17 protein-coding genes and 1 pseudogene are annotated in these 21243 nt (G+C 70.1%); 2 read left to right on the top strand and 16 right to left on the bottom strand.

Annotated elements, in window-relative coordinates; genetic code table 11:
- Positions 1-62: 62 nt before the first annotated feature.
- Positions 63-1058, bottom strand: a complete 996-nt coding sequence (locus OHA72_RS14635) for a stage II sporulation protein M (protein WP_327008366.1) — start codon at positions 1056-1058, stop codon at positions 63-65.
- A gap of 60 nt (positions 1059-1118) precedes the next feature.
- Between OHA72_RS14635 and OHA72_RS14630 the strand changes: the two genes are divergently transcribed.
- A complete protein-coding gene (locus OHA72_RS14630) occupies positions 1119-2057 on the top strand; it encodes an RDD family protein (protein WP_327008365.1) in 939 nt (312 codons plus the stop codon).
- 154 nt (positions 2058-2211) lie between these two features.
- On the opposite strand, the gene OHA72_RS14625 is transcribed toward OHA72_RS14630, so the two are convergent.
- The 14 genes and pseudogenes from OHA72_RS14625 to OHA72_RS14560 all read right to left on the bottom strand — a co-directional run bounded on the left by OHA72_RS14625 (position 2212) and on the right by OHA72_RS14560 (position 18732).
- Entirely contained in the window at positions 2212-3258 is a 1047-nt protein-coding gene (locus tag OHA72_RS14625) for an ABC transporter ATP-binding protein (protein WP_327008364.1), read from the bottom strand.
- The gene (locus tag OHA72_RS14620) at positions 3255-4376 is read right to left on the bottom strand and encodes an ABC transporter ATP-binding protein (protein ID WP_327008363.1); all 1122 of its coding nucleotides are present in this window, start codon (positions 4374-4376) and stop codon (positions 3255-3257) included. Before OHA72_RS14620 ends, OHA72_RS14625 begins: the two co-directional genes overlap by 4 nt.
- Positions 4373-5284: an ABC transporter permease gene (locus OHA72_RS14615; RefSeq protein WP_327008362.1), complete on the bottom strand. Its 912-nt coding sequence runs from the start codon at positions 5282-5284 to the stop codon at positions 4373-4375. The genes OHA72_RS14620 and OHA72_RS14615 overlap by 4 nt, the downstream gene beginning before the upstream one ends.
- A complete protein-coding gene (locus tag OHA72_RS14610) occupies positions 5277-6263 on the bottom strand; it encodes an ABC transporter permease (protein ID WP_327008361.1) in 987 nt (328 codons plus the stop codon). Before OHA72_RS14610 ends, OHA72_RS14615 begins: the two co-directional genes overlap by 8 nt.
- Before the next feature lie 81 nt (positions 6264-6344).
- The gene (locus OHA72_RS14605; RefSeq protein WP_327008360.1) at positions 6345-8102 is read right to left on the bottom strand and encodes an ABC transporter family substrate-binding protein; all 1758 of its coding nucleotides are present in this window, start codon (positions 8100-8102) and stop codon (positions 6345-6347) included.
- A 285-nt stretch (positions 8103-8387) separates the two neighbouring features.
- The gene (gene efeB, locus OHA72_RS14600; RefSeq protein ID WP_327008359.1) at positions 8388-9647 is read right to left on the bottom strand and encodes an iron uptake transporter deferrochelatase/peroxidase subunit; all 1260 of its coding nucleotides are present in this window, start codon (positions 9645-9647) and stop codon (positions 8388-8390) included.
- 174 nt (positions 9648-9821) lie between these two features.
- Positions 9822-10961 (bottom strand): iron uptake system protein EfeO, encoded by a 1140-nt coding sequence (gene efeO / locus OHA72_RS14595; protein ID WP_327008358.1) that lies wholly within the window; start codon positions 10959-10961, stop codon positions 9822-9824.
- A 32-nt stretch (positions 10962-10993) separates the two neighbouring features.
- Complete coding sequence (gene efeU / locus OHA72_RS14590) at positions 10994-11836, bottom strand: iron uptake transporter permease EfeU (protein ID WP_327008357.1); 843 nt, start codon at positions 11834-11836, stop codon at positions 10994-10996.
- A gap of 150 nt (positions 11837-11986) precedes the next feature.
- A complete protein-coding gene (gene ahcY, locus OHA72_RS14585) occupies positions 11987-13477 on the bottom strand; it encodes an adenosylhomocysteinase (RefSeq protein ID WP_327008356.1) in 1491 nt (496 codons plus the stop codon).
- Between the two features lie 325 nt (positions 13478-13802).
- Positions 13803-14945, bottom strand: coding sequence for a mannose-6-phosphate isomerase, class I (gene manA / locus OHA72_RS14580; RefSeq protein WP_327008355.1), 1143 nt, complete (start codon positions 14943-14945; stop codon positions 13803-13805).
- A gap of 1 nt (position 14946) precedes the next feature.
- Entirely contained in the window at positions 14947-15906 is a 960-nt protein-coding gene (locus OHA72_RS14575; protein ID WP_327008354.1) for a cation diffusion facilitator family transporter, read from the bottom strand.
- A pseudogene (locus OHA72_RS14570) lies at positions 15903-17080 on the bottom strand (SIS domain-containing protein). Before OHA72_RS14570 ends, OHA72_RS14575 begins: the two are co-directional and overlap by 4 nt.
- 5 nt (positions 17081-17085) lie before the next feature.
- Complete coding sequence (locus OHA72_RS14565) at positions 17086-17331, bottom strand: Trm112 family protein (protein ID WP_327008353.1); 246 nt, start codon at positions 17329-17331, stop codon at positions 17086-17088.
- 30 nt (positions 17332-17361) lie between these two features.
- Positions 17362-18732 (bottom strand): phosphomannomutase/phosphoglucomutase, encoded by a 1371-nt coding sequence (locus OHA72_RS14560; RefSeq protein ID WP_327008352.1) that lies wholly within the window; start codon positions 18730-18732, stop codon positions 17362-17364.
- A 142-nt stretch (positions 18733-18874) separates the two neighbouring features.
- Between OHA72_RS14560 and OHA72_RS14555 the strand changes: the two genes are divergently transcribed.
- Positions 18875-19834, top strand: coding sequence for a cation diffusion facilitator family transporter (locus OHA72_RS14555; protein ID WP_327008351.1), 960 nt, complete (start codon positions 18875-18877; stop codon positions 19832-19834).
- Here OHA72_RS14555 and OHA72_RS14550 read toward each other — a convergent pair.
- Positions 19806-21230, bottom strand: coding sequence for an aldehyde dehydrogenase family protein (locus OHA72_RS14550; protein ID WP_327008350.1), 1425 nt, complete (start codon positions 21228-21230; stop codon positions 19806-19808). The two genes, OHA72_RS14555 and OHA72_RS14550, sit on opposite strands and share 29 nt — an antisense overlap.
- Positions 21231-21243: the final 13 nt, after the last annotated feature.

Genomic DNA, 21243 nt, shown 5'->3' with positions numbered 1-21243 from the left:
TTCTTCGGTCCGGCCGCCGGCTTCCGCTCCGGCCGCCGGTTTCGCTCCGGCCGCCGTTTCGGTCAGGCCGTCGGCACCGGCGCCTCGGTCAGCTCCTCCGGCAGCTCCGTCGACACGCCTTCCACCTCTGCGGCGCGGCCGAGGATCACCACGTACGCCAGGAACGCCAGCCACACCACGGCGCCGATCACGTCCTTGACCAGCATCGGCAGCGACGACGGCGTCAGGAAGCCCTCCAGGACGCCACTGATCAGCAGCACCACGACGAGGCCGAGCGCGACCAGCATGCCCTCCCGGGCCGCCTCCACGAGCGCCCGGCCGCGGGTGCGCAGCGGGCCCGGTGCGATCCACGCCCAGCCGATGCGCAGCCCGACACCGGCGCCGACGAAGACCGCGGTGAGCTCCAGCAGGCCATGCGGGATGATCATGCCGAAGAAGACATCACCGCGCCCATAGGCGATCATCACGCCGCCGGTCAGCCCGACGTTGAACGCGTTGTAGAACAACACGATCACGACCGGCAGGATGAGCACGCCACCGGCGAGGCACTCCGCGGTCAGCACCGCGTTGTTGGTCCACACCCGCAGCGTCTGGTTCTGCGACGCGTACTGGCTGTAGTAGCCGACGAAGTCGCTCTGGATCATCCTGGTGATCGTCGCGTCGTCCATGAACATGTCGGCCACCTCGGGGTGCGCCGCCACGTACCCCATGATGCCGAACGCGATCAGGCTGAACGACGTCGACACCGCCGACCACCACGGCCAGGCCCGGTAGACGGCGAGCGGGAACCCGGCAGTGAAGAAGTGCCCCACCCGCCGCCACGAGAACGCCGGCGCGCCCGTGATCGCGTTACGGGCCGCGAGGACCAGCCGGGACAGGCGGGCGACCAGCGCCGGGTCGGGCGAGCGGCTGCGCACGACGGACAGGTGCGTGGCGGCCCGCTGGTAGAGCGCGACCAGCTCGTCGGCCTCGGCGGCCGTCACCCGCCGGCGCCGGGAAAGCTGATCGAGCCGCCGCCACTCGGCGGCGTGCTCCGCCACGTATGCGTCCAGGTCCACGACGGCAGCGTAGACGGCGCCGGCACCCGCCGGGTGCACCCTTGTAGGACACTGTTGCCCATGAGCATCGCCACGGCCCCGGAGAGCCCAGGAGACCGCCTGGTCAGCGGCGAGGCCGTCGAGCTCGACGTGCGCGTCGCCAGGCTCGGCTCCCGGGCCCTGGCCCTCATCATCGACGCGTTCGGGCAGGTCGTGCTCTTCATCGTCCTGGTCATGCTGGCCACGATGTTCCGCCTCGTCGCCGACTCCGCCGGCCTCTTCGACGACGGCCTCGGCCAGGCGGTCTTCACCGTCATCCTGGTGATCACCGTGCTCGGCTATCCGGCCTTCTTCGAGACCGTCCTGCGCGGCCGCACCCCCGGCAAGGCCGCCATGGGCCTGCGCGTGGTCCGCGACGACGGCGGCCCCGTGCGCTTCCGGCACGCGTTCACCCGCGCCCTGGTCGGCATGACCCTGGAGTGGCCCGGCCTGCTGCTACCTGTGGTCACCTGGGTCGCCAGCCTCGGCACCATGCTGATCGGCCGCAGCGGCAAACGCCTCGGCGACTGGGCCGCCGGCACCATCGTCATCCACGAGCGCACCCCGGCCAGCTGGGGCTGGGTGCCGGCGATGCCACCCCCGCTGCGATCCTGGGCCAGACGCCTGGACCTGACCGGCCTCGACGACAGCCTGGCCCTGGCCGTCCGCCACTTCCTGGCCCGCAACCGCGAGATCACCGAGCCGTCGCGCACCGCCCTGGGCCGCGCCCTGGCCCGAGAGGTCGCACTGTGCACCACCCCGCCCCCACCACCGGAGGCACCGGGCTGGGCGTACCTCGCCGCCGTCATCGCCGAACGCAACCGCCGCGCAACCGTCCAACTCGTCAAGGCCCGCGCCGCCTCCGCCAGCGTCTGGCCCGGCCTCCACGCCGCCGCCGGCCCCCACCTCGTCGGCCCGTTCGAACAACAACCCCCACGCCACGACCCCACCAACCCTCTCCGCCCCGCGGTCCCGTTCTAACCACCACCCCGCCCCACCGCGACCTGCCCACCCGGGGCGCTGAGCAGGGAGTCGGGCGCGGGCGGGCAGGCGCAGACGGCAGGGGCAGCGTCCGGGTGTGGACGTGCCGCGGCCCCGGCCTGTTCGCGCAGGACCGGGGCCGGGTCAGGCACGTCTAGACGAGCTTGACGGCCTCGGCGTAGTGGCAGGCGCTGCGGTGGCCCTGGCCGCGGTCGGTCAGGGCGGGCAGCTCGTTCTTGCACAGCTCGCGTTCGGGGTCGCTGAGCTGGTTCGCGAACTTCGGGCAGCGGGTACGGAAGCGGCAGCCGCTCGGTGGGTCGACCGGGCTCGGCACGTCGCCGGTGAGCAGGACGCGTTGCCGGACGCGTTCCTTGCGGGGGTCGGGCAGTGGGATCGCCGAGATCAGCGCCTGCGTGTACGGGTGCGAGGCCTTGGTGAACAGGTCCTCGACGGTTGCCGTCTCGACGATGCGGCCCAGGTACATGACCGCGACGCGGTGTGCGATGTGGCGTACCACGGACAGGTCGTGCGAGACGAACAGGTAGGACAGGCCGAGCTCTCGCTGCAGGTCCTCCAGGAGGTTGATGACGCCGGCCTGGATGGAGACGTCGAGCGCGGAGACCGGCTCGTCGAGGACGAGGACCTTCGGGCGCAGCGCGAGCGCCCGGGCGATGCCGATGCGCTGGCGCTGGCCGCCGGAGAACTCGTGCGGGTAACGGTTGCCGTGCTCGGCGTTGAGGCCGACCGTGGACATCAGGTCACGGACCTTCGACGCGCCGCCGCCGCGGCCGGCGAACAGGCCGTGGATCCGCAGGGGCTCGGCGATGATCTCGAAGACCGTCATGCGCGGGTCGAGCGACGCGAACGGGTCCTGGAACACGATCTGCAGGTCGCGGCGCAGCGGCCGCATCTGCGAGCGGGACAGTTTGGTGAGGTCCTTGTCCGCGTAGTGGATCTCACCGCTGGTCGGGCGGATCAGGTTGAGCAGCAGGCGGGCCGTGGTGGACTTGCCGCAGCCCGATTCGCCGACGAGGCCGAGGGTTTCGTGGGCGCCGATGTCGAAGGAGACGTCGCAGACAGCGTGGACCTCGCCGATCCGGCGGCGCAGGACGCCGCGGGAGCGGACCGGGAAGTGCTTGACCAGGTTGCGGGCGGAGATGACCGTCCCGGTCGCGGCGGGTTTCGAGATGTCGATCGTCATGAGGCGTCCTCGGGCGTGTCGGCGGCCAGTTCCGTGTCGGCCACCGCGACCTCTTCGGTGTCCACGTCGATGGAGGTCACCGCGAAGACGTCGGTGGCCTGGGTGTCGACGAGCTGGTTGCTGAAGTGGCAGGCCGCGGTGTGCTGGCCGCCGGCCTCGACCGGGACCAGGTCGGGCTCGACCTCGTCGCAGACGTCCTGGGCGAGCGGGCAGCGGGGGCGGAACGGGCAGCCGGGCGGCAGGTTGAGCAGCGACGGCGGGGTCCCGACGATCGGGGTGAGCCGGGCGTCGCGGCCCTCGTCGACGCGGGGCAGGCTGCCGAGCAGGCCGAGGGCGTAGGGCATCCGCGGCCGGTAGAAGATGTCATCGACGGTGCCCGACTCGACCAGTTTGCCGGCGTACATGACGCAGACCCGGTCGGCGTGACCGGCGATGACGCCGAGGTCGTGGGTGATGAGCACCAGCGCCGCGCCGATCTCCGTGCGGGCCGCCTCGAGGGCCTCCAGGACCTGCGCCTGGACGGTGACGTCGAGCGCGGTGGTCGGCTCGTCGGCGATCATGACCTCGGGGTTGTTGGCCATCGCGATGGCGATGACGACCCGCTGGCGCATGCCGCCGGACATCTCGTGCGGGTAGTTGTTGACCCGCTGCTCCGGGAACGGGATGCCGACGACCTTGAGCAGGTCGACCGCCCGCTCCCACGCGGCGCGCTTGCTGACGTCGTGGTGGACCAGGACGGCCTCGGCGATCTGCTTGCCGATGGAGTACACCGGGTTCAGCGAGGTCAGCGGGTCCTGGAAGATCATCGCCAGGTTCTTGCCGCGGATCTTGCTCATCTCGCGGTCGTTCTTGCCCAGCAGCTCCTCGCCGCGGAAGCGGGCCGAGCCGGTGATCTTCGCCGAGCGGGGCAGCAGGCCCATGAGCGCGAGCGAGGTGACCGACTTGCCGGAGCCCGACTCGCCGACGATGCCGAGCGTCTCGCCGCGCCGCAGGCTGTAGGACACGCCCCGGACGGCCTTGACCAGGCCGTCCTCGGTGGGGAACGAGACGCTGAGGTTGTCGACCTCCAGGACGGTGTCCGTCGCGGTCGGGCGGGTGTTGAGTTCGATGGAGGTCATCGGCGCACCAGTGTCTGTCGGGGGTCGAACGCGTCGCGAAGGCCGTCACCGATGAAGTTGACCGTCAGCGCGATGAGGATGATGAACAGGCCCGGGAAGTAGAACAGCCACGGCTGGTCCTGCACGGAGAGCTTGGCGTCGTTGATGAGCAGGCCCAGGGAGGTGTCGGGGCGCTGCACGCCGAAGCCGATGAAGGACAGCGCGGTCTCGGCGAGGATCGTGGTCGCGATCGTCACGGTGGCCGCGACGATGATCGTGCCGAGCGCGTTGGGCAGCAGGTGCCGCACGATGATGCGCAGGTCGCTCGCGCCCATCGCCTTGGCCGCCTCGACGAACTCCTGCTCGCGCAGGGACAGCACGACACCGCGGACCACCCGGGAGATGCCGGCCCAGGCCAGGAACGACAGCACGAGGGCGAGGCCCCACCAGCTGGCGCCGCCCTGGAGGTTCACCGACAGGGTCACCGCGATGGCGATGCTCGGCAGCGTGAGCACCACGTCGGCGATGCGCATGAGCAGGCCGTCGGCCCAGCCGCGGTAGAAGCCGGCGACGGCGCCCCACAGCGCGCCGAAGGTGGTGGCGATCAGCGCGACCATCAGCGAGATCTTCAGCGACTGCTGGGTGCCGCGCATGCTCTGGCCGAGCAGGTCGTGGCCGGCCTGGTCGGTGCCGAGCGGGTACTGCGCCGACGGCGGGGAGAAGCTGGGGCCGTCGATGTAGGCGTAGTCGTACTTCCACAGCATCGGGCCGACGAACGCGAACAGGATGATGAGCAGGAACAGCACGAGGCTGCCGACGGCGAGCCGGTGCCGCAGGAAGCGGCGGAGCACCAGTTCGAGCTGGCTGCGCTGGCGCGTGGTGAGTACGGGGGTGGCCTCGGGAGCCTTGGTGACCAGCGAGCTACTCATAACGGATCCTCGGGTCCAGCACTGCATAGAGGAGGTCGGCGACGATGTTGAAGACGATCACGACGATGCCGGAGACGAGCAGCCAGGCCAGCAGCGAGTTGACGTCCCGCCGGTTGACGGACTCCAGCAGGTAGACGCCCATGCCGGACCAGTTGAAGACGGTCTCGGTGATCACCGCGCCGCCGAAGATCCCGCCGATGTCGACGGCCGTGATCGTGGCCAGCGGGATGAGGGCGGTCCGCAGGGCGTGGCGGATCATGACCTGGCGGCTGCGCAGCCCCTTGGACCGGGCCAGCCGCACGTAGTCACTGTTGAGGACCTCCAGCATCGCGCTGCGCTGGTACCGGCTCCAGGCCGCGTAGGTGATCAGCGTCAGCGAGATGGTGGGCAGCACCATGTGCCCCGCGATGTCGGTGATCTTGCCCCACGTGTCGAAGGTGTCGTGGTTGTAGTCCTGGTCACCGAGCGTATAGAAGACCTGCGATCCGGTGCTCTGGTTGTATGCGACGCCCGCCTCCTTGAGCAGCAGCGCGAGCCAGAACGACGGGATCGACAGGGCGAGGAACCCGATGAAGGTAAAGCTGTAGTCGACTTTGCTGTACTGCTTGACGGCGCTCAGCACGCCGGATATCACCGCGAGAATGACGGCCAGCAGCATGGCCACGAAGACCAGCCGCAGCGTGACCCACAGACGGTCGCCGATCTGATCGCCGATGTTGAGCGACTTCTCGGTGGACTGCCCGAAGTCGCCGTGCAGGACGAGGTTGCCCAGCCAGGTGACGTACCGCTGGGCGAGAGGCTGGTCGAGCCCGAGCCGGTGGGCCTCGAGCTGTCTGGTCTCGAGCGGGACCGGTGGGTTCCGCGCTTCCATGTCGTCGATGGGGTTGCCCGACAGCGAGGCGATGACGAACACGAATATCGAGGCGGCGATGAGCACCGGGATTCCGATCAGGAGCCGGCGCACCGCATAGGCGATCATGAGTTTCCTCCGCTTATTGGCAGGTGCGGGAAGACCCCGGACGCCCAGGTGGCGTCCGGGGTCCCCCGTTGATCCGGTGCGTCAGGCCGCTTTCTGGCCCCACTCCTGGATGTTGTACGTCGGGCTCCACTGCGTCGCGTTGTCCCGGATGTTGACGTAGTCCGAGTACGTGAACGTCAACGTGGGCTTCTGCGCGATGGGGAGGACGTAGGCCTCCTTCGACAGGATCTCGTCACCCTGGTTGATCAGGTCGGCGGCCTTCTTGACGTCCAGCGAACGGGCGCCGTCGTTGGTCAGCTTGTCGACCTCGGGGTTGGAGTAGCTGCCGTAGTTGCCGCCGTTGCCGGTGACCCAGTTCTGCTCGGCCGCACCCTGGTAGAGCGGGCTGCCGACCCACGCGAAGATGATCATGTCGTAGTCGGCGGTCGAGAGCGTCTTGCCCAGCGTCTCGGTGACCTCGATCTTGATGTCCAGACCGATGTTCTTCAGCGCCGACTGGACCAGCTCGGCGGTGGTGGCCCGCAGCTGGTTGCCCTTGGTGTGACGGAAGCGCAGCGACGGCACGGCCTCGCCGGTCTTCGTGATGAGCTTGCCGCCCTCGATCTTGTAGCCGGCGTCGGTCAGGATCTTCTTGGCCTTCTCGACGTCACCGGAGCCCTGGCCCGTCGGGCTCACGACGTCCTTGTAGTTCGGGTCGCCGGGGAAGAAGTTGTGGCTGCCGAGCGGCTTCGCGGCCTTGTCGAACACGCCGTAGGTCTTGTCGATGACCGACTTGACGTTGATGGCGGTGAAGATCGCCTGGCGCAGCGCGACGTCGGCCAGGTACTTGTTCTTCAGGTTCAGGTCGATGTGCTCCCACTGGTACCCGTGGCCGATGCGGTAGATCACGCCGGGGGTCTCAGCCGCGCCGTTCACCAGCGCCGCGTTCGGCTGCGGCGACATGCCGGTGATTTCCTTGTTCTTCAGGGCCGGGATGACGCTGCCCTGGTCGATGATGAACTTGAAGACGACCTTGTCCAGCGACGGCTTGACCTTGCCGTACCACTTGTCGTTCTTCTTCAGCACCAGCGACTGGTCCTTGTTGAACGTGTCGATCAGCAGCGGGCCACCGGACCAGGTCGGCACGGTCTCGCTGAACCAGTTGGAGGCGCTGTTGACGCCCTCCGGCTTGTTCAGGTCGAAGCCCTGCTTGGTCGCGAGGTGCGACGGGTACAGACCGTCGGTGGAGTAGTTGCCCTTCCAGTCGGCGTAGGTCTTGCCGTCCTCGAAGGTGACCGTCACGGTCTTGCCGTTGTCGGAGCCGACGACGCTCTTGATGATGTCCCAGCCGGACGTGCTGGCCGGCGTGCACTCCGAGCAGTGCTCCTTCTTGCCCGAGTTCCACTTCCAGCCGAGGATGAAGTCGTCGGCGCTGATGGCCGTGCCGTCGCTCCAGACCGCGTCAGACTTGATCTTGTAGACCACGGTCTGCGGGTTCTGGTTGGTGAGCTCGGCCGAGACCATGAGGTCGGTGTTGAGCTGGAGCGTGCCGCTCGGATCCGACCTGAAGACCTGCGGGAGGACACCAGACAGCGCCTGCGAGGCGACGAGCGTGTTGCCCTCTTCGGTGTTGATGTTCCAGCTGGTGAAGCTCTGCTCGAGGCCGAAGATGTATTCACCGCCCGGCTTGGTGTTGCCGCTGTTGCAGGTGTTCGGGCTCTTCTCACAGTCGGCGAAACCGGCGTTCGACGTCGGCGTCTCCTTGTTGCTGTCACTCCCGCCACCGCAGGCGGTCAACGTGAGCAGCGAAGCCGCCGCGACCGCGATGAGGCCGGTGAGCCCCTTCGATCTCGTGCGCATGTCTCCTCCAGTCAGGAACGACAGCCCTGGCCACGATGGAGTCCGCGGTCGCGGGCACGACCGTGGGCCAACCGGGCTGCGTTGTGGTGCCTAAAGGAAACGACGCGAGGGGCTACCTGCATAGAGGATGTAGAGATTCGTAACTGTCCCGTTATGCGGACTGTTGCCTGACCATTTGCGCAACGAAACGGACGTTCCGAAGTCTTCAAGTTACAGATGGTGAAATTAGATCTTGCTGACTTGCGCCCGAAATACCCGAGAAACACGCCTTCAAATGTGTCGAATCTACGCGAAGAGCGCCCGACCCCAGTAGTCGTCGGCGGCACGGATGCCCGGAGGGCAGGCGAACAAACCACTTGACACATGGCGGATGTACTCGTTGAGCGAGTCCTGCCGCGCGAGCCTGGTCTGCATCGGCACGAACTGGCGCCGCGGATCACGCTGGTACGCGATGAAGAACAGTCCCGCGTCGAGGCGGCCGAGCCCGTCGGAGCCGTCGACGAAGTTGTAGCCGCGGCGCAGCAGCCGGGCGCCGTCGTTCGCGTCCGGATGTGAGAGTCGCACGTGCGCGTCCGCCGCGATGAGCGGCTCGCCGTCGGCGCCCGTCGCGGCGAACTTCGGCAGGTCGAACTCGCCCTTGCCGCCGTGCGGCGCGCCCTCACCCTTGTCCCGGCCGATGATGGCCTCCTGCTCGCCGAGCGAGGTGCGGTCCCACGTCTCGATGAGCATCCGGATCTTGCGGGTGACGACGTAGGAGCCACCCGTCATCCACTCCGCGCCGTCACCCGGCTGCACCCACAGCTGCTCCTCGAGCAGCTGGGTGTCCTCGGCCTTGAGGTTCGCGGTGCCGTCCTTGAAACCGAACAGGTTCCGGGCTGTCACCTGCCCGCGGGAGGTCGACGAGGTACGCCCGAAGCCCAGCTGTGTCCAGCGCACGCTGACCACACCGAAACCGATGCGGGCCAGGTTGCGCACCGCGTGCACGGCCACCTGCGGGTCGTGCGCGCACGCCTGGATGCAGATGTCGCCGCCGGAGATCTCCGGCTTGAGCGTGTCCTTCGCGAAGCGCGGCAGGTCCGCCAGGGCGGCCGGGCGCCGGTCCGCGATGCCGAAGCGGTCCTTGCCCTCCGCGGTACGGAACAGCGTCGGGCCGAACCCGATCGTGAGCGTCAGGCCCGACGGTGGCAGGCCGATCGCCTCACCCGTGTCGTCGGGGGCGGCCTCCTGGGCGCCGTTGACCGCGCCGATGCTGCCCGCGTCGCGGCCGGCCGTCATCCGCGCCGCCGCCATGGTCCACTTCTCCAGCAGCTCGACGAGCTCCGCCTTCTTGTCGGTGATGACGTCGAAGGCGACGAAGTGCAGGCGGTCCTGGGCGGGGGTGACGATGCCGGCCTGGTGCTCGCCGTAGAACGGGATCGCCGCGCCCGCGTCGGCGGCCTGCGCCGGGTGCGTGGCGCCGTCGATCAGTGTCGCGCCGGCCACGCCCGCGGCGGCGGCACCGATGGCGCCGGCACCGGCGAGCCCGAGCATCCTGCGTCGATCCATCGTTCGTCCTCTCCGTTCGTGCGAGCCGGACCGCGAGGCCCGGTCCGTGCCGGGTGCCGGTCCGTGCGGCGAGCCGTGCCGGGTGTCGAGCTCTGCCGGGTCGAGCTGTGCCGGGTGGTCAGCCGTGCCTGGGGGCGAGCCGGTCCCGGCCGGGAGGCGGGGACCGGTGCCGGGCTACTTGGACGCGACCAGCGGGGCGACCTTGCTGATCGGCTCGGCGAGCGCGTTGATCGAGTCGGCGAGCGCCTTGAGGTCGGCCTCGGACAGCTCGTTGTGGAACTTCCAGCCGTCGCCGTTGCGGTGCTTGTCGAGCTCGGCCTGCGCCGCGGCGAACTTGTCCTCGAGCGTCTTGGCCAGCGCGGCGTCCTTCTCCTCGATCACCGGGCGGAGCGCGGCGATCGCGGCGCGGGAGCCTTCGAGGTTGGCCGCGAAGTCCCACAGGTCGGTGTGCGAGAAGGTGTCCTCCTCACCGGTGATCTTGCCGGTGGCGACCTCGTCGAGCAGCTCCTTGGCGCCGTTGGCCAGGTTCAGCGGCGACAGCTGGACGCTGTTGGACTTGTCGACGATCGTCTTGACGTCGGCGAGCAGCTTGTCGGCGGTCGGGCCGGACTTGCTGACGTCCTTGGTGACCCAGAGGTCCTTCTCGATCTTGTGGAAGCCGGTCCATTCCTGGCCCGCCTCCAGGTCCGCCTCGCGGGCGTCGATGGCCGGGTCGAGGTCGCCGAAGCTCTCCGCGACCGGCTCGATGCGCTCCCAGTAGGTGCGGGCGATCGGGAAGAGCGTCTTGGCCTTCTCGATGTCGCCGGCCTTGACCGCGTTGACGAACTCCGTGGTCTTGTCGATCAGCGCGCCGGTCTGGCTCTTCACGTAGCGCTGGTAGTCCTGCGTCGCCTGGGCCAGCTTCGCGTCGTCGGTGAGCGGCTTGGCGTCGCCGGTGGCCTTGAACCCGCCCCGGATGCCCTTGCCGATCATGCCCGGCTTGCAGGCCGTCTCGTACGTGCCGGCGGGCAGCTCGACGATGAGCTCGCGGCTCAGCCCCGGCGCCACGTTCTCGACCTCGCCCATGATCCGGTCGCCGCTCGCGTAGACGTAGAACTCGGTGACCTTGGCGCCCTTGTTGCTGATCGCGAACGTCACCGGGCCCGAGGTGACCTCGGTCTTCTCGACCTTGCACTCGGTGTCGGTCGCGGTGACGGCGATCTTGCCGTTGCCGGCCGCGGGCTTGGCGTCGTCCTTGCTGTCGCCGCCGCAGCCGGCGAGGGTCAGCGCGGCTGCGGTGCCCGCGCTCACCGCGATCAAGGCTGATTTACGCATGGTTCTCCTACGGAAGGGGGAGGTGCTCAGGCTTATACGGAGGTGCTGACCGGCTCGGACGCCGGCGCCGGGGTCTTCTTCAGCAGGGGCAGCAGGAACAGGACCAGGACCGGGATGCCGTAGCCGAGCCAGGCGACCGTCTCCAGCACCGTCGGCTGCGGCGTGATGTTGAACATGCCGCGGAGCAGCTCGGCGTACCACGCGTCCGGCGGCAGCGCCCCGGTGATGTCGTACGCATGCGTGTTGATGCCCGGCAGGACACCGCTCTCCTGCAGGTCGTGCACCCCGTACTTGAAGATCCCGGCGGCGACGAGCACGAGCAGCGCGCCGGTCCAGGTGAAGAAGCGGGTCAGGTTGATGCGGACCGCGCTGGCGTAGAGCAGCCAGCCGAGCACGACCGCGGTGAGCAGCCCGAGGCTGATGCCGATCAGTGGCTCGGCGGAGTCCTTCGTGCCCTGCGCCGCGGCGTAGAACAGGATCGACGTCTCCAGGCCCTCGCGGATCACCGCGAGGAACGCCATGCCGGCGATCGCCCAGGCACCGACCTGGATCGCCTCTTCGAGCCGGCCACGCAGCTCGGCGGCCATCCGGCGGGCCATCCGGCGCATCCAGAAGATCATCCAGGTGACGAAGGCGACGGCGGCGAAGGAGGCGCAGGCCTCGAACAGCTCCTGCTGCTCGAAGGTCAGCGACGCGGCGCCCGCCTCCAGCAGCGCGGCGAAGCCGACGGACAGCAGGACGGCGAGGGCGACACCGGCCCAGACGTACTTCAGCAGGTGCGATCGGTCGCTCTTGACCAGGAACGCGACCAGGATCGAGACCACCAGCGTGATCTCGAGCCCCTCGCGGAGGCCGATCAGGTAGATGGCGGTCATCGGTCGCTCCGCAGGTTAGCCGAACCTTACTTAGGTCAGCGTTACCTTACCGGCCGGTGCAGGTGTTCTACAAGTTGTAGAAGGGGCACGTCCCCCACACGACATAGGGCCCGGTCGCCGAGGCGGCCGGGCCCTATGTGTGATGCGGGATCAGTAGCGGTAGTGGTCCGACTTGTAGGGACCCTCAACCGGGATGCCGAGGTATTCGGCCTGCTTCTTGGTCAGCTCGGTGAGCTTGACGCCGAGCGCGTCCAGGTGCAGCCGGGCGACCTTCTCGTCGAGGTGCTTCGGCAGGGTGTAGACGCCGACCGGGTACTGCTCGAGCTTGGTGAACAGCTCGATCTGCGCGATGACCTGGTTGGTGAAGCTGTTGGACATCACGAAGCTCGGGTGACCGGTCGCGTTGCCCAGGTTGAGCAGGCGGCCCTCCGACAGCACGATGATCGAGTGGCCGTCGTCGAACTTCCACTCGTCGACCTGCGGCTTGATGTTGATCCGCTTGACGTCGGTGCGCTTGGCCAGGCCGGCCATGTCGATCTCGTTGTCGAAGTGGCCGATGTTTCCGACGATCGCCTGGTGCTTCATCTGCGCCATGTGGTCGGCGGTGAGGACGTCGAGGCAGCCGGTCGCGGTGATGAAGATGTCGGCGGTGGCCACGACGTCCTCGATGGTGGCGACCTGGTAGCCGTCCATCGCGGCCTGCAGCGCGCAGATCGGGTCGACCTCGGTCACGATGACCCGGGCGCCCTGGCCGCGCAGCGACTCCGCGCAGCCCTTGCCCACGTCGCCGTAGCCGAACACGACCGCGACCTTGCCGCCGATCAGCACGTCCGTCGCCCGGTTGATGCCGTCGATGAGCGAGTGGCGGCAGCCGTACTTGTTGTCGAACTTCGACTTGGTGACCGAGTCGTTGACGTTGATCGCCGGGAAGAGCAGCTTGCCCTGCTGGTGCATCTCGTACAGGCGGTGCACGCCGGTGGTGGTCTCCTCGGTGACGCCCTTGATGCCGGCGGCGACCTTGCTCCAGCGGCCCTTGTCCTCGGCGAGCGAGGTGTGCAGCAGCTGGAGGATGACCGCATACTCCTCCGAGTCGGCGGTGTCCACCGCGGGGACCGCGCCGATGCCCTCGAACTCGGCACCCTTGTGCACGAGCAGCGTGGCGTCGCCGCCGTCGTCGAGGATCATGTTGGGCGCCTCGCCGTCCGGCCACAGCAGGACCTGCTCGGTGCACCACCAGTACTCCTCCAGGGTCTCGCCCTTCCAGGCGTAGACCGGGATGCCGGACGGCTGCTCCGGGGTGCCCTCCGGGCCGACCGCGATGGCGGCGGCGGCGTGGTCCTGGGTGGAGAAGATGTTGCAGCTGGCCCAGCGCACCTGCGCGCCGAGCGCGGCCAGGGTCTCGATCAGCACCGCGGTCTGGATCGTCATGTGCAAGGAGCCGGTGATCCGCGCGCCCCGCAGGGGCTGCGACGCGGCGAACTCACGGCGGATCGCCATCAGACCGGGCATCTCGTGCTCGGCGAGCTGGATCTCTTTGCGCCCGAAGGCCGCCAGGGAAAGATCGGCCACCTTGAAGTCGCCCTCGGCGACGGTCTTCGGGCGGTTTGCCTGGTCGGTCCGCGGCGGCAGCGTGCTGGTCATGCAGTCTCCTGGTCTGTGGGCCGGATCTGGATCTGGGCCTCCCACGGGGCCGCGCTGATCAACCAGACGCGGCCTGGGGCCCAAAGCGGCGCGACCTCTCACGGTACGCGGCAGCGCTCAAGGGACGCTCACCGCCCTTTGGACAGCGCACGGGGCGGTGAGATTGCTCTCACCGCCCCGCACTTCCCCCCGGTTTGGTTCCCCCGCATGCGGCTCGGACTCAGTGCCAAACCCTGCGTAGCCAGAACATTACCCTGCGCAGTAACAATGTCAAGGCGAATCCGGACAAGTCCACTTTTCCGGGTTGCGATTGCGCCGACGGGGGTTACGGCGTGGCGGCCTGGAAGACGTCGCCCTCGCCGCTCACCGCGAGCTCGCCGCGCGTCGCGGGGGCGAACGCCGCCTGCCCCGCCACGAGCGTCACCGGCACCACCCCGTCGTCGACCCTGACCGCGCCGCGCACGCAGAGCACGATCCGCGGCCCGCCACCGGGCAGCCGGACCGCCGCGGTGCCGTCGCGTGCGGGATCGACGACCGCCCGGTGCAGGGTGAAGTCCGGCACCGGCACCGGCCACGTGACGAGGCCGGGCGCGAGGTCGATCGGGCGGGTCACCGGGTCGTCGAGCACCTCGAAGCGCAGCACCCGCAGCAGCTCCTCGACGTCCACGTGCTTCGGGGTGAGACCGCCCCGCAGCACGTTGTCCGAGGCCGCCATGATCTCCACACCGACGCCGCGCAGGTAGGCGTGCAGGTTGCCGGCGGGCATCCAGACCGCCTCGCCCTGCCGCAGCCGGACCCGGTTGAGCAGCATCGCGACGATGACGCCCGCGTCGCCCGGATACTGCTCGGCGAGCGCAGGCGCCAACGAGTATGCCCCGCCGCGGGCGGCGCAGGCCGCCACGACCTCCTCGACCAGCCGCGTGTCCGGCTTGCCCAGCAGGCCGCGCACCGCGTCGTGCAGCGCGGCGGCCTTGTCGTCCTGGCGCAGCGCGCCGACCGTCTCCTCCAGCCCGGCGACGCCGAGCGCGGCGAGGTCGGCGGCGGTGGCGGCCGGGTCACGGAAGCCGCACAGCGCGTCGAAGTCGGTCAGCGCCACCAGCATCTCCGGCTTGTGCCACGCATCCACATAGGACGGGTGGCCGGCCGCGTGCGCCTCCCTGGCCTGGGCCAGGGTCGGATGCGCCTGCAGCGACAGCGGCTGGGCCGCCGCGAGGACCTTGAGCAGGAACGGCAGCCGAGGCCCGAACCGCTCGACGCCCGGCGCGCCGAGCAGGCCCACCGGGTCGGCGGCGATCGCGTCGACCAGCGACGTGCCGCTCACCGCCAGCCGGGACGGGCTCGCCGGGTGCGCGCCCATCCACAGCTCCGCCTCCGGCTCGGCCGTCGGCGCCGGGCGCCCCTGCAGCGTCGCGATCGCGGTCAGCGACCCCCACGCGTACTTGCGGATCGGGCTCTCGAGCAGCTCCACGCTAGTGCGCCTCCGCGGTGTCCGGCAGGTCCGTCTTCGCGGGCTTCCCTGCCTGGTAGATGTCGGGCTCCAGGTAGATGATCGTGGCGATCGGCACCGCCGCCCGGATCCGGGACTCGGCCGCGTCGATGCCGCGGGCCACCTCGGACGCGGTCTCGTCGTGCCGGACCGCGATCTTCGCCGCTACGAGGAGCTCGTCGGGGCCGAGGTGCACGGTGCGCATGTGGATCAGCGACTCGACCTCCGGCCCGGCGACGATGGCGGCCCGGATCTGCGCGATCTGCTCCGGCGACGCGGACTCGCCGACGAGCAGGCCCTTCATCTCCACCGCGAGGATCCCGGCGACCACGATGAGCAGCACGCCGATCGCGGCGGTGCCGACGCCGTCCCAGATGCCGTCGCCGGTGATCAGGGTCAGGCCGACGCCGAACAGGGCGAGGACCAGACCGACCAGGGCGGCGAGGTCCTCCAGGAGGATGACCGGCAGCTCCGGCTGCTTCGCCCGGCGGATGAACTGCCACCAGGTGACGTTGCCCTTGATCTTCTGCGTCTCGATGATCGCGGTGCGGAAGGACAGGCTCTCCATGACGATCGCCGCGATGAGCACCGTGACCGGCACCCACTGCCACTGGTCGATCGGCTCCGGGTGCCCGATCTTGTGCCAGGCCTCGTACAGCGCGAAGATGCCGCCGACGAAGAACAGCACGACCGCGACGACGAACGCGTAGACGTAGCGCTCCCGGCCGTAGCCGAACGGGTGCTCGGCGTCAGCGCGCCGCTTGGCCTGGCGACCACCGAACAGCAGCAGACCCTGGTTACCGGAGTCCGCGATGGAGTGGATCGACTCGGCCAGCATCGACGACGACCCGGTGAGCAGGAACGCCACGAACTTGGTGACGGCGATGCCGAGGTTCGCAAACAGTGCCGCGACAACGGCCTTCGTGCCACCTTCAGTACTCATGGACTGACCAGCTCCTTCATCTCGGACACCGCCGGCACGGCCATGGGGTCGAAGCCGTGCGCGAGTCCAAGATAGATCGAAGCGAAGTCGGGCACCGCGACGAGAGACGCAAGTCGCTCCAGCGCCGACCCGCCCTCGGCGGTGATGAGGCTCACCCGCACGCCGCGGCGCTCGGCGAGCTGCTGCACCGCCTCGGCCCGCTTCTCCTCCACCGCGGAAGGTTCGCCGTCGGCCTCCTCCTCGTCCTCGGCGAGGCCGCCGTCGCGCAGCAGCACCAGCCGCAGCCGGGTCACCGACTCGTCCTCCTCGGAGGGGTCGGCGAAGATGTCGCGGCCGGCCTCGGCCAGGCCGCCGTAGACACCGTCGAGCAGGCCGACCCTGCCGCGGCCCGCCTCGCCGAGGGCGCCGGCGACCGCGGGGTAGCGGGCGTTGGCGGCCAGGACGTCGCCGAAGCGCCGCGCCGCGACGTTGGCCAGGGGCGAGGAGCCCCACACGATGGGCACGGACAGGGCCAGGTCCAGCGCGAGGCTCTTGCCCGGGTTGACGAACGACTCGAGGGTCATGCGGCACCGGTCGGCGTCGGCGTCCAGGCGGGCCGCGGTCTCCGCGAAGTCCGCCTCGTTGACCTTGACCAGGCCGAGCTGCCGGCCCGCCAGGAGCACCGGCACGGCCAGGCCCCACAGGCTGGCGCGGGCCGGCGCACGGCGCGGCACCGGGATGAACGGCGCCCGGAAGCGGTCGGCGAGCGCGTGCAGCTGCGTGTCGGGGGCGCCGATCGCGACGAGCCGGGCGCCGCGGCGGCCGGCGGCCTCGGCGGCCGCGAGGGCCTCGGGGAGCGACCGGACGCGGAGACGGCGATGACGACGTCGGCCGCGCCGACCCAGCCGGGGATGCCGGCGCTGCGGTGCGCGAGCACCGGCACGGGGCAGCGGGGACCCGCCACCGTCTCCAGGATGTCGCCGGTGCGGGCGGCGGTGCCGACCCCCGCGCCGTCGTCGGCCAGGGCGCTCAGGTCGGTCTCCGCCGCCAGGGCCGCGGACTCGCGGACCTGGGCGCCGGCGGACGCGGTGGCCCGCAGCATGCCGCCCGGGTCGTTGCGCTCCAGGGCCGCGGCGTCGTCGAGCAGCGACAGGTCGATCTCACGGTGTCCACGGACGCCCGCGGTGCCCTCCAGGGGGTTCACGCGGCACCGCCCTCGGGGAGCCCGGCCTCGGGGAGCTTGGCCTCGTCGAGCTTGGCCTCGTCGAGCTTGGCCTCGGGGAGCTTGGCCTCGTCGAGCAGCAGCACGGGGATGCCGTCCCGGATCTCGAAGATCCGCCCGCAAGCGGTGCAGGTCAGCGTCTGCGCTGCGTCGTCGAGCGTCAGCTCGGCGTGGTGCTCGTCCGGACAGCGCAGGATGGAAAGCAGGGCGGGGTCGACGGACACGTCTGTTCCAACTCCTTCTAGCGGCGATCGTCAGCGGCGGATGACGTCAAGCATTTCATCGCGCAGGGCTGCCATCCGCTCCGCGGTCGGCGCCTCCACGTTAAGCCGCAACAGCGGCTCCGTGTTGGACGGCCGCACACTGACCCAGCTGCCGTCGGGAAAGTCCAGGGTGATGCCGTCGAGGCGGTCGACGGGCACCGGGTAGGCGGCCTCGATCTCGGCCATCTTCGCAGCCGGGTCGGCGACCGTGGAGTTGATCTCCCCGGAGTCCGTGTAGCGCACGTAGTCCTTGGTCAGCGCCGACAGCGGGGCCGCCTGACCGCCGAGCATCGCCAGGGTGTGCATCGCGGCGAGCATGCCGGTGTCGGCGCCCCAGAAGTCGCTGAAGTAGTAGTGCGCGGAGTGCTCTCCACCGAAGACGGCGCCGGTCCTGGCCATCTCCGCCTTGATGAACGAGTGCCCGACCCGGGTGCGCACCGGCACGCCGCCGTGCTCGCGCACGATCTCCGGCACGGCCCGGGAGGTGATGAGGTTGTGGATGATCGTGGCGCCCGGCGACTTCGCCAGCTCCCGCACGGCCACCATCGAGGTGATCGTCGAGGGCGAGACGGCCTCGCCGCGCTCGTCGATGACGAAGCAGCGGTCGGCGTCGCCGTCGAAGGCGAGGCCCAGGTCGGCGCCGGTCTCGCGGACCTTGGCCTGCAGGTCCACCAGGTTCGCCGGCTCCAGGGGGTTGGCCTCGTGGTTGGGGAACGAGCCGTCCAGCTCGAAGTACAGCGGGATGATCGTCAGCGGCAGGCCCTGGCCGAGCACCGCGGGGACGGTGTAGCCGCCCATGCCGTTGCCGGCGTCGACGACGACCGTCAGCGGCCGGATGCCGGTGAGGTCGACCAGGCCGCGCAGGTAGGCCGCGTAGGCCTCCAGCATGCCGTGCTGCTCGATCGTGCCCTGCCGGGTCGCGGTCGCGGGCTCGCCCCGGCCCTCCAGGATCGCCTGCGCGCGTTCGCGGATCTCGGCCAGGCCGGAGTCCTGCCCGACCGGCTTCGCGCCCTGCTTGCACAGCTTGACGCCGTTGTACTGGGCCGGGTTGTGGCTGGCCGTGAACATCGCGCCCGGCAGGTCCAGCGTGCCGGAGGCGAAGTACAGCAGGTCCGTCGAGCCGAGCCCCGACTCGACGACGTCGGCGCCCTCGGCCCGCACCCCCGCGGCGAAGGCCGACGCGAGCGCCGGACCCGACTCGCGCATGTCGTGCGCGGTCACGACGCGCTCGACAAACTCGCCGCGGTGACGCAGCGTCTGCACGAACGCCCTGCCGAGCGCCTCGGCGACCGGCTCGTTGAGCTGGTCGGGCACCGTCCCCCGCACGTCGTAGGCCTTGACGATCCGGCTCAGGTCGATCACAGTCCGCGCTCCTGTCGTGGTCGCTGTCCTACGCCGAAGCCTAGTGCGGTGACGTTCCGCATACATGTCAGTCCGGAGTTGCCGGTGTTAGTTCACGTCACAGGTGTGGTACAGCATGAGCGTGGCCGAGGAAGGTAACTCCATGAAGGCGATCATCGCCGCGTTCGCCGCCAACCTCGGCATCGCCGTGAGCAAGTTCGTCGCGTTCCTGTTCACGGGGTCCTCGGCGCTGCTGGCCGAGGCCGTGCACTCCGTCGCCGACACCGCCAACCAGCTGCTGCTGCTCATCGGCGGCCGGCGGGCCAAGCGGGTGGCCTCGCCGCTGCACCCGTTCGGCTACCAGCGCTTCCGCTACTTCTACGGCTTTCTGGTGACGCTCGTCATCTTCCTCGTCGGCGGCGTCTTCGCCCTGTACGAGGGATGGGAGAAGCTGCACTCCCCGGAGCCGGTCGAGTCGCCGATCTGGGCGTTCGCGGTGCTCGCCGTCTCGATCGTGCTGGAGTCCTTCTCGCTGCGCACCGCGGTGCACGAGGCGCAGCCGGAGCGGCGCGGGCTGCCCTGGCTGCGCTTCATCAGGACCACCCGCTCGCCGGAGCTGCCGGTCGTGCTCGCCGAGGACTTCGGCGCGCTCACCGGCCTGGTCTTCGCCTCGGTCGGGATCACCCTCGCCGTCGTCACCGGCGACGGGCGGTGGGACGCGGTCGGCACCATCGCCATCGGCGTGCTGCTGGTCATCATCTCGATCACCCTGTCGACACGGATGCGCAGCCTGCTGATCGGCGAGTCCGCCGACCAGGAGACGCTGCGGCGCATCGAGGCGGCGATCGAGGCCGAGCCCCTGGTCCAGCGGATGATCCACCTGCGCACCATGCACCTGGGGCCCGACCAGCTGCTCATCGCGGCCAAGGTCGCCTTCGCCGCCGACGAGACCGTCGCGCGCGTCGCGGACGCGATCAACCGGGCCGAGGCCCGCATCCGCGAGGACCTCGACGACGAGTGCTTCGTGTTCCTGGAGCCCGACGTGTGGGACCAGCGCCTGCACGAGACGCGGGACAAGCCGCCGGGCTCCGCGGCTACAGCTGCAGGCCCGTCAGCACCATGACCCGCTCCTCGGTGTAGTCGGCCATGGCGCTGGCCAGGCCCTCGCGGCCGACGCCGCTGGCCTTGGCCCCGCCGTAGGGCATCTGGTCGGCGCGGTAGCTGGGGACGTCGCCGACGATGATGCCGCCGACGTCCAGGACGCGGTGCGCCTCGAAGGCCCGGTCGAGGCGGCGGGTGAAGACGCCGGCCTGCAGCCCGTATTGCGAGTCGTTGACCGCGGCCAGACCCGCCGCGTCGGACGCGACCCGCTCCAGGACCAGGACAGGGCCGAAGACCTCCTCGGCGACGACCTTCGCGCCGGCTGGCACGCCGGTCAGCACGGTCGGCGCGTAGGCGGCGCCGTCGCGGGTGCCGCCGGTCAGCAGCTTCGCGCCGGCGGAGACGGCCTCGGAGACCCAGGACTCGACCCGCTCCGCGGCGGCCCGGCTGACCAGCGGGCCGACGTCGGTGGCGTCCTCCCACGGCGAGCCGGTCACCTGTCCCTCGACCGCGGCGACCAGGCGGTCGCTCAGCGCGTCGAAGTGCCGGTCGTGGACGTAGACCCGCTGCACGGCGATGCAGCTCTGCCCCGCCTGGTAGTTGGAGAACGTGGCGATGCGGGTCGCGGCCCAGTCCAGGTCGTCCCAGTCCTCGCAGACCAGGACCGCGGCGTTGCCGCCGAGCTCGAGGGTGACGTGCTTGCGGGGCACCGCGTCGCGGATCTGCCAGCCGACCGGGCCGGAGCCGGTGAAGGACACCACCGGCAGGCGCGGGTCGGCGACCAGGGCCGGGGCGCGGTCGTTGGGGACCGGCACGACGGACCACATGCCGGCGGGCAGGTCGGTCTCGGCCAGGATCTCGCCGAGCAGCAGGGCGCTGAGCGGGGTCGCCGGCGCGGGCTTGAGCACGATCGGCGCGCCGACCGCGATCGCCGGGGCGACCTTGTGCGCGACCAGGTTGAGCGGGAAGTTGAACGGGGCGATGCCGAGCACCGGCCCCTTCGGCACCCGCTTGACCAGCGCGATCCTGCCGGTCGCGGCGGGGTCGGTGTCGAGGCGCTGCACGGCGCCGGAGAAGCGGCGGGCCTCCTCGGCGGCCCAGCGGAACGTCGACACCGCCCGGCCGACCTCGCCACGGGACCACTTCAGCGGCTTGCCGTTCTCCCCGGTGATCAACCGGGCGACCTCCTCGGCGCGCTCCTTGAGGCGGGCGCTGACGTGGTCCAGGGCGGCCGCCCGGACGCTCGCGGGCAGCGCCGCCGCCTCCGCGCGTACCGACGCTGCCTGTGCGATTGCCTCCTCGACCTGCGCCGGGGTGGCATTGGACGTGCTGCCGACCACCCGGCCGTCGAAGGGGTGGCGGATCTCGACGGCGTCGTCGCTGGTCGCCGGTCGGCCGGCGATGTAGAACGGGGTCACGACCGCCAGACTA

Origin of the sequence: Dactylosporangium sp. NBC_01737 (genome assembly GCF_035963215.1) — a bacterium.
GTDB lineage: Bacteria > Actinomycetota > Actinomycetes > Mycobacteriales > Micromonosporaceae > Dactylosporangium.
Note: the sequence above shows the minus strand (reverse complement) of the source record. Positions and strands in the feature narration are given on the sequence as shown.

Bases quoted from the DNA above. Each gene is read 5' to 3' on its own strand.
- OHA72_RS14630 (WP_327008365.1), top strand. From the start codon at position 1,119: ATGAGCATCGCCACGGCCCCGGAGAGCCCAGGAGACCGCCTGGTCAGC.
- OHA72_RS14625 (WP_327008364.1), bottom strand. From the start codon at position 3,258: ATGACGATCGACATCTCGAAACCCGCCGCGACCGGGACGGTCATCTCC.
- OHA72_RS14620 (WP_327008363.1), bottom strand. From the start codon at position 4,376: ATGACCTCCATCGAACTCAACACCCGCCCGACCGCGACGGACACCGTC.
- OHA72_RS14615 (WP_327008362.1), bottom strand. From the start codon at position 5,284: ATGAGTAGCTCGCTGGTCACCAAGGCTCCCGAGGCCACCCCCGTACTC.
- OHA72_RS14610 (WP_327008361.1), bottom strand. From the start codon at position 6,263: ATGATCGCCTATGCGGTGCGCCGGCTCCTGATCGGAATCCCGGTGCTC.
- OHA72_RS14605 (WP_327008360.1), bottom strand. From the start codon at position 8,102: ATGCGCACGAGATCGAAGGGGCTCACCGGCCTCATCGCGGTCGCGGCG.
- efeB (WP_327008359.1), bottom strand. From the start codon at position 9,647: ATGGATCGACGCAGGATGCTCGGGCTCGCCGGTGCCGGCGCCATCGGT.
- efeO (WP_327008358.1), bottom strand. From the start codon at position 10,961: ATGCGTAAATCAGCCTTGATCGCGGTGAGCGCGGGCACCGCAGCCGCG.
- efeU (WP_327008357.1), bottom strand. From the start codon at position 11,836: ATGACCGCCATCTACCTGATCGGCCTCCGCGAGGGGCTCGAGATCACG.
- ahcY (WP_327008356.1), bottom strand. From the start codon at position 13,477: ATGACCAGCACGCTGCCGCCGCGGACCGACCAGGCAAACCGCCCGAAG.
- OHA72_RS14575 (WP_327008354.1), bottom strand. From the start codon at position 15,906: ATGAGTACTGAAGGTGGCACGAAGGCCGTTGTCGCGGCACTGTTTGCG.
- OHA72_RS14555 (WP_327008351.1), top strand. From the start codon at position 18,875: ATGAAGGCGATCATCGCCGCGTTCGCCGCCAACCTCGGCATCGCCGTG.